This is a genomic window from Streptomyces pathocidini, assembly GCF_001418495.1.
GTDB lineage: Bacteria > Actinomycetota > Actinomycetes > Streptomycetales > Streptomycetaceae > Streptomyces > Streptomyces pathocidini.
In genome coordinates, this window is the sequence record NZ_LIQY01000410.1 from 1 (window position 1) to 7,234 (window position 7,234).

General features: G+C 73.3%; 5 protein-coding genes and 1 pseudogene. 5 read left to right on the forward strand and 1 reads right to left on the reverse strand.

Going from position 1 to position 7,234, the window contains the following annotated elements:
- Both AOK16_RS18930 and pfkB read left to right on the forward strand, forming a co-directional pair.
- Positions 1 to 599: sigma-70 family RNA polymerase sigma factor (locus tag AOK16_RS18930; RefSeq protein ID WP_157859263.1), on the forward strand; the 599-nt coding region annotated here is incomplete at its 5' end.
- Between the two features lie 42 nt (positions 600 to 641).
- Positions 642 to 1,589 carry a 1-phosphofructokinase gene (pfkB, locus tag AOK16_RS18935; protein WP_055473407.1) on the forward strand — a complete coding sequence of 316 codons (948 nt, stop codon included), beginning with the start codon at positions 642 to 644 and terminating at the stop codon, positions 1,587 to 1,589.
- Positions 1,590 to 1,950: 361 nt separating this feature from the next.
- Here pfkB and AOK16_RS18940 read toward each other — a convergent pair whose 3' ends face one another.
- A complete protein-coding gene (locus AOK16_RS18940) occupies positions 1,951 to 3,174 on the reverse strand; it encodes a low temperature requirement protein A (RefSeq protein WP_055473408.1) in 1,224 nt (407 codons plus the stop codon).
- 264 nt (positions 3,175 to 3,438) lie between these two features.
- Here AOK16_RS18940 and AOK16_RS28505 point away from each other — a divergent pair, with 264 nt between their 5' ends.
- From AOK16_RS28505 to AOK16_RS18955, 3 genes and pseudogenes are all read left to right on the forward strand, one after another.
- On the forward strand, positions 3,439 to 4,647 hold the full coding sequence (locus AOK16_RS28505) for a ribosomal eL19 family protein (RefSeq protein ID WP_240483643.1): 1,209 nt from the start codon (positions 3,439 to 3,441) through the stop codon (positions 4,645 to 4,647).
- Positions 4,648 to 4,658: 11 nt separating this feature from the next.
- Positions 4,659 to 6,434 (forward strand): annotated as a pseudogene (locus AOK16_RS18950) (molybdopterin oxidoreductase family protein); the annotation flags it as partial.
- Between the two features lie 51 nt (positions 6,435 to 6,485).
- On the forward strand, positions 6,486 to 7,085 hold the full coding sequence (locus tag AOK16_RS18955; protein ID WP_055473410.1) for a 4Fe-4S dicluster domain-containing protein: 600 nt from the start codon (positions 6,486 to 6,488) through the stop codon (positions 7,083 to 7,085).
- Positions 7,086 to 7,234 lie beyond the last annotated feature (149 nt).

Here is a 7,234-nt window from a genome sequence, read left to right on the forward strand (position 1 = left end):
TCCGCGCGGTCGAGAAGTTCGACTACACCAAGGGCTTCAAGTTCTCCACGTACGCGACCTGGTGGATCCGCCAGGCCATCACGCGCTCCATCGCGGACCAGTCCCGCACGATCCGGCTGCCCGTCCACCTGGTCGAGGAGCTCGGCCGGATCCGGCGCGTGCAGCGCGAGTTCAACCGGGAGAACGGCCGCGACCCGGAGCACGCGGAGATCGCCGACGAGCTGGGCTCCACGACCGGGCGCGTCGGCGACGTGCTCGACTGGGCGCGCGACCCGGTCTCGCTCAACATGTCGGTGGACGACGAGGGCGAGACCCAGTTCGGCGACCTGCTGGAGGACACCTCCGCGGCCACGCCCGAGCAGTCGGTGCTGGTGATGCTGCGCCGTGAGGGCTTGGACGAGCTGATCGGCCGGCTCGACGACCGCACGGCGTCGATCATCAAGATGCGGTACGGCATCGACGACGGCCGTGAGCGCACGCTGACCGAGGTTGGCAAGCAGCACGGCCTGACGCGCGAGCGGATCCGGCAGATCGAGAAGCACGCGCTGCTCGAACTGAAGAAGATGGCCCGTGACACGGGTTTTGACGAGGCCGCGTAGCGCGGACGCGGTACCCGCGACCGAACCCCCTGTAATGCGCGCATGATCCTCACCGTCACCCCCAACCCCAGCCTGGACCGTACGTACGAGCTCCCGGGCCTCACCCGCGGCGCGGTGCTGCGTGCTGCGGCCGACCGGGTCGACCCCGGTGGCAAGGGCGTCAACGTCTCGCGCGCGGTCGCCGCCGCCGGGCACCGCACGGCCGCGGTCGTCCCGCTCGGCGGCCCGGAGGGCGCGCTGCTCGCCCGGCTGCTGGGCGAGCACGGCATCGAGGTGGCCGGAGTGCCGGTCGCCGGTTCGACCCGAGTCAACGTCACGCTCGTCGAGGCCGACGCCACCCTGACCAAGGTCAACGCGGCCGGGCCCGAACTGACCGCGGGAGAGGCCGAGGCGCTGCTGGAGACCGTACGCGTCCGGTCCGCGTCCGCCGACTGGGTCGCCTGCTGCGGCAGCCTGCCGCGCGGCCTGCCGCCCGAGTGGTACGCGGAGTTGGTCGCCCGGGCGCACCGGGCGGGCGCCCGGATCGCCCTCGACACCTCCGGGCCCGCGCTGGACGCGGCCCTGCGCGAGCGGCCCGACGTCGTCAAGCCGAACGCCGAGGAGCTGGCCGAGGCCGTCGGCCGGCCGCTGGCCACGGTCGGCGACGCGGTCAGGGCGGCGGAGGAACTGCTCGACCGCGGCGCCCGGGCGGTGCTGGCGAGCCTCGGCGCGGACGGCCAACTCCTGGTCGGCGGCTCCGGCACGTACTTCGGCGGCGCTCGGGTCGTGGCCGTCCGCAGCAACGTCGGCGCCGGGGACGCCTCCCTCGCCGGGTTCCTCGCGGCGGGCGGCGTCGGCGAGGCGGCGCTGGCGGCGGCCGTCGCCCACGGCGCGGCCGCGGTACGGCTGCCCGGCAGCCAGATGCCGACGCCTGCCGACCTGGATCCGGCGTCGGTCACGACGACGGCGGACATCCCTCTGGACCGACCGCTGCGGGAGCCGGCGCGATGAGCGCGGCGGTCGTCCGCGCGCGCCACCCGCGGCGCGCCGTCCCCGGAGTCCGGCCGTGATCGCCACCGCCGACGCCGCGATCTTCGCGCACGACGTGGAGGCGCGGGACAGGGCGCGGTTCGCCGGGAAGCCGACCGTCGCCGTCGGCGCCTAGGCCGGGACCAACCGGTCCGCCGAACTCACCGCCGAGGCCCGGGAGAGGAGAGGGCCGTGCGCGGCTAGGTCGCCGAGCCCGCCGCCACGCCGCGGCCGCGCCGTGGGCGACGGCCGCCGCGTCCGGCGGGGCGCCGACGGGCCGTGCTGGCGAGCCGGGCGACGGCTTCGCCACCCGGCTGCCCAATTGGCTGATGACCGGTGTCAGTTACGCGGTCCCGTTCGTCGCTGTCGTGCGGGACTGGATCGCCGACACCGTGACGCCGGCCACCACCGAGAGTGCCGCGGCCACCCCGGCGAGCAGCACCGCCCAGTGCCCGGCGAAGGTGCACGCGAGCACGGCGAGCGCGGTCGCCGGCAGGATCGCCTGCCCGATGCCGCGCTTGCTGTGCCGCGCGTGCAGCAGCCATACGGTGACGAGGTACAGCGCCGCGGGAACGGTCACGCAGGCCGCCGCCGTGGTGGTCGAGATGTGCGCCTTGCCGATGGACTCCTCGATCGCCACCTCGATCCCCGCCCCGGTCGCGGCCGCCGAGCCGAAGACGAGGTAGTGGCCGTAACCCCACAGGAAAGCCGTGCGGTTGGAGGTCAGGTGCTCGTGGACGGGCACGACGAAGTAGATCCACCACGCCGAGAAGATGATCAGCAGCCCGCCGCCCGCGATCGGCAGCAGATCGCCCAGCGCCTCGTTCTCGTCGAGAGCCACCCGCACGCCCGCCGTCGCCGCCAGGATCGTCTCGCCGAGCACGATGATCAGGAACAGCCCGTACCGCTCCGCAATGTGGTGCGGATGCCAGGTCGTCTCCCGCACCCGCTCGGCCCACATCGGAACCATGAGTTCCAGGATGGCCATGCCGAGGAACAGCCACGGCTTCGCGCCGTCCGGCAGCAACAGCAGCCCCAGCCAGCCGACTTGGCAAGCCCCGACGCCGAACGCGTACCGCAGTGCCGTGCGGCGCTCCTCCCCGTGGGCGGACAGCCCCGCCCGCAGCCACTGGCTGATGAGCGCGACCCGCATGACCACGTAGCCGAACCAGACGACTCCGAACTCGCTGTGGTCGAACGCTCGCGACACACCCGCGGCGAGGATCAGCACGCCGGCCATCTGCACCAGGGTCGTGACCCGGTACAGGACGTCGTCGGTGTCGTAGGCGGACGCGAACCAGGAGAAGTTCATCCACGCCCACCAGATGGCGAAGAACACCATCGCGTAGCCGCTGACCCCGTGCCCGATGTGGCCCTCCGCGAGGGCGTGCACCAGCGCCACCCCCGCCTGGGCGATGGCCACGACGAAGACCAGGTCGAAGAACAGCTCCAGGGGCGTGGCCGCGCGGTGCTCCTCGTCGCGGTCGCGGGCGGTCATCCGGCGCAGCGGCGCGGCCGCCTTGCCGTGTCCCGGGCCCGTCACCTCGGACCGGGATTGCTCGCTCATCTCGGGTACCCCTCCGTGTGCTGCCGTCCGTTCGTGTTACCGCCCGCACCCTAATCCCCCTCACCCATGCGCTGCGCATATCGGGCTGATCTTCATATAAGCCGTTACGGTGACGGTGTGTCCGACCCCCAAGCCGAGGCCCGAGCCGATGTCTCAGGCGGCATCCCGGGAGAGCAGCCGGCCCAGGCCCGGGCCGGGGCACCTCCGGCAGGCGACGCGCCGGCCGGGGCACTCCCCGCAGGCGACGCGCCCTCGCCCGCCTCGCTGCGGGCGAGTTCCGTGGCCACCGCCGTCTCGCTGCTGCTCGTCCTCGCCATCGTGCTCGGCAGCCGCGTCCTGCGGAACTTCGACGCCGCTCTCCTCCCGTACGCCGTCGCGACCGTCTTCCTCGCCTTCGGCGTCGCCTACCGCTACATGCTCTGGCTCTCCGCCCCCGCCTCCCGCTGCCTCCTCCGCCAGGCCCGGCGCGGCGTCTTCTTCCGCGTCCGTGCCCTCTTCTCCCGTGCTTCCCTCTCCCGGGCTCGCCACCCGCTGCGCACGGCCGCCCGTCAGCGCGCCCGGGCCGAGACCCGCGCGACGGCCCGAGCCGGGGGCACCGCCCAGGCTCCGGCCTTCACCGCCCAAGCCCCGGCCTTCACCGCCCAAGCCCCGGCCTTCACCGCCCAAGCTCCGGCCATCACCGCCCAGGCTCCGGCCTTCACCGCCCAAGCCCCGGCCATCACCGCCCAGGAGCCGGTTTTCAGAGAGCGCCCCCGCGCCCGCCGGATCGCCCACCAACTGCTGCTCTGGGGCAGCGCCCTGGCCGTGCTGATCACCTTCCCCCTCACCTGGGGCTGGATCAGCTTCACCGCCACCAGCGCCGCGGGCCCCGGCTACGAACTGCGCGTCTGGGGCTACCGGTTGGCCGGATTCGATGCGCTGTCCATCCCCGGATGGGCCCTCTTCCACGCCCTGGACCTGGCGGCGGTCCTGGTGATCGCCGGGGCCGGGTACTTCCTGTGGCGGCGCATGCGCGACCGCGGCGCGCTGACCGGACAGCGGTTCGCCTACGACCTGGTGCCGCTGCTCGCGCTGATCGTGGTCGCCGTGACCGGGCTGCTGCTCACCTTCTCCTCCCTCGTCCTGCGCGGCGGCGGCTACGAGTTCCTGGCTCTCCTCCACATGGCCTCCGTCGTCTTCGCCCTCATCTACCTCCCGTTCGGCAAGTTCTTCCACGTCGTGCAGCGGCCCGCCGCGACCGGCATGCGCCGCGCCGCCCACCCCGCCGCCCCGGCCGCCCAGGACGGCGCCGCGGTCCTCGTCTGCCGGCGTTGCGAGGAGCCCATCGGCGCCGCCTCCGCCATCGAGGACCTGCGCACCACCATGCGCGAACTCGACCTCGGCTTCGACGAGTGGGCCGAGTACTGCCCGCGCTGCAAACGGCAGTTGCGCGGCGCCGCCTACCTCACCCAGGTCAAGAAGGGCTACGTGTGAGCCCGCCCGGCAGCGGAGAGACGCTCGTGCCCACCCACTGCTGCTTCTGCGGAGTGCAGTGCGGGATGTATCTGCGGGTGGACCGCCGCGGCAAGGTATTCGGCGTCGAGCCCCGCGACCACGACATCAACCGGATGCGGCTGTGCGCCAAGGGCATCGAGGCCTACCAGCAGATCAACCACCCCGACCGGCTGACCTCCCCGCTGCTCCGCCGCACCCGCGACGAGCCCTTCCGCCCCGCCTCCTGGGAGGAGGCCCTGGACCTCACCGCGGCCGAGATGCGGCGCATCCAGGACGCGCACGGGCGCGACGCCTTCGCCGTCCTCGGCGGATCGGGCCTGACCACCGAAAAGGCCTATCTGGTCGGCAAGTTCGCCCGCGTCGCGCTGGGCACCCGGCACGTCGACCACAACGGCAGCCTCTGCACGGCCGCTGCCGCCACCGCCAACCACCTGGCCTTCGGCATCGACCGCGCCGCCAACCCGTTCTCCGACATCCTCCTCTCCGACTGCCTCCTGATCGCCGGCGCGAACATCGGCGACACCTTCCCCGTCCTGACGCGCTACCTGTGGGGGGCCCGGGACCGTGGGGCGCACCTGGTCGTCGTCGACCCGCGCGAGACCGCCGTCGCCCGCACCGCCGACGTCCACGTCGCCCTCCGGCCCGGCACCGACACCGCCTTCTTCAACGCCGTCCTGCACGTCGTCGACCGCGACGGGCTCACCGACCGCGCCTTCCTCGACGCCCACACCACCGGCTGGGAGGAACTGCGCAAGACCGTCGCCGCGTACCCGCCCGAACGAGCCGTCGCGGTCTGCGGCATCCCCGCCGAGCAGGTCGAACGGGTCGCCGCGCTCTTCGGGGCCGCGCGCAACGCCATGGCCTGGCACACCCGCGGCATCGAGCAGCACCCCCGGGGCGCCGACACCTGCCTGTCCGTCATCAACCTCTGCGCCGCCACGGGCAATCTCGGCCGTCCCGGCGCCGGTTACGGCACCATCGCCGGCCAGGGCAACGGCCAGGGCGGGCGCGAGCACGGCCAGCAGTACGACACGCTGCCCGGCGGCCGCTCCATCACCGACCCCGCCCACCGCCGCGCGACCGCCGCCCTCTGGGGCATCGAGGAGGCCGAACTCCCGGAGGCCGGAACCCCGATGGCCGAGATGACGGGGCAGATGCGCCGCGGTGAGATCCGCGGACTGCTCGGGCTCGGCAACAACGCCCTCGTCACACTCCCCGACCACTCCTCCGCCCAAGCCGCCTACGATGCCCTCGACTTCCACGTCCAGTGCGACTCTTTCCTCTCCGAGACCGCCGCCCATGCCCACGTCGTCCTCCCCGTCGCCACCTGGGCCGAGGACGAGGGGGTCATGACCAACGCCGAGGCCCGGGTCGTCAAGCACAACAAGGCCCAGGACCCGCCGCCCGGAGTGCGCACCGACACCTGGGTGCTGTGCCAACTCGCGCTCCGCCTCGGCCACGGCGACCGGTTCGCCTTCGCCGGCTCGCGCGAGGTCTTCGACGAGCTGCGCACCGCCACCGCGGGCGCCCCCGTCGACTACTCCGGCATCACCTACGAGCGGCTGGCCGAGACCGGCGGCATCGCCTGGCCCTGCCCGTCCACCGACCACCCCGGCACCCCGCGCCTCTTCGAGGACGGCAGGACCCGCCACCCCGACGGCGCCGTCCACCTGCACCCCGTCGAATGGCGCGAGCCCGCCGACCCGTACGACGACGCGTACCCGATGACCTTCACCACCGGCCGCGCGGCCGCGCACTACCTCTCCGACACCCACCAGCCACCCAACCTTCCTCGGACCAAGGGGAGTTGACCGCTCATGATGGGCAGAACGATCTTCATCGACCCGGGCCGCTGCATCGGCTGCCGGGCGTGCGTCTCCGCCTGCCGCGAGTGCGACTCCCACCGAGGCACCTCCCTGATCCATCTCGACCTCTCCGACGAGGGCCACAGCGCCGCCTCCCTTCCCACCGTGTGCATGCACTGCGAGGACCCGGTCGCACCCTGCGCCGAGGTGTGCCCGGCCGACGCGATCCTCGTCACCCCGGACGGGGTGGTGCAGCAGGCCGACCCCACCCGCTGCATCGGCTGTTCGAACTGCGTGAACGCCTGCCCCTTCGGCGTCCCCGTCGTGGACACCCGGGCGCGCCTCCAGATGAAGTGCGATCTCTGCTACGACCGCACCGCTCACGGCCTCGCGCCCATGTGTGCCACCGTCTGCCCGACCGGCGCCCTCTTCTACGGCACTCTCGAGGAACTCCGCGCCGAGCGCCCCGGCGTGCGGGTCGCCGACTCCTTCGCTTTCGGCGACGTGGTCCTGCGGACCGGCGTGGCCACGGTCGTCCCCGCGGACAAGGTCGACTGGCCGGTTCCCGGCGGGCTGCCGGTCGTGGAGGTGAACGGAGTGGACGTCCCATGAGCGGCACGACGGACGACACCGCCCCGGACAGTCCCGTCACCGACACCACCCCGGACAGTCCCGCCACCGACGCGGCCCCGGACGGGGCCGTCACCGACACCGTCCCAGCCGGGGCCGGGAACGGGCGCGCCCCGTACCCGGCCCCGGCT